General features: G+C 59.5%; 1 pseudogene. It reads right to left on the bottom strand.

Annotation, left to right across the window (positions count from 1 at the left end):
* Positions 1-167: 167 nt before the first annotated feature.
* A pseudogene (locus tag C7I85_RS30340) lies at positions 168-328 on the bottom strand (amino acid ABC transporter ATP-binding protein); the annotation flags it as partial.

Below are 328 nucleotides of genomic sequence, written 5' to 3'. Positions count from 1 at the left end.
CACAAGCACCACGCGGCAGCACCTGAATTGCTGACACGATCCTTTGTGCTCATCGTTAGAGCCTGGAGCTTGCTATCCGGGGTACTTTCTTGCGCTTGACAGTTCCCGCCCCAAAAGAGAAGCCCGGTCCAAGACCGGGCTCTCTTGTTTGCAAGACGCTGTAGCGCCTAGTGCAGGATCTGGCTGAGGAACAGCTTGGTGCGCTCGTGCTGCGGATGGTCGAAGAACTCGGCCGGCGTGTTCTGCTCGACGATCTGGCCCTGGTCCATGAAGATCACCCGGTTGGCGACCTTGCGCGCAAAGCCCATCTCGTGCGTCACGCACAGCA

It is taken from the genome of Pseudaminobacter soli (ex Li et al. 2025) (assembly GCF_003012705.1).
Taxonomy (GTDB): Bacteria; Pseudomonadota; Alphaproteobacteria; order Rhizobiales; family Rhizobiaceae; genus Pseudaminobacter; species Pseudaminobacter soli.
The sequence above is the reverse complement of the archived record's forward strand: the minus strand, read 5'-3'. Positions and strand labels throughout refer to the sequence as shown.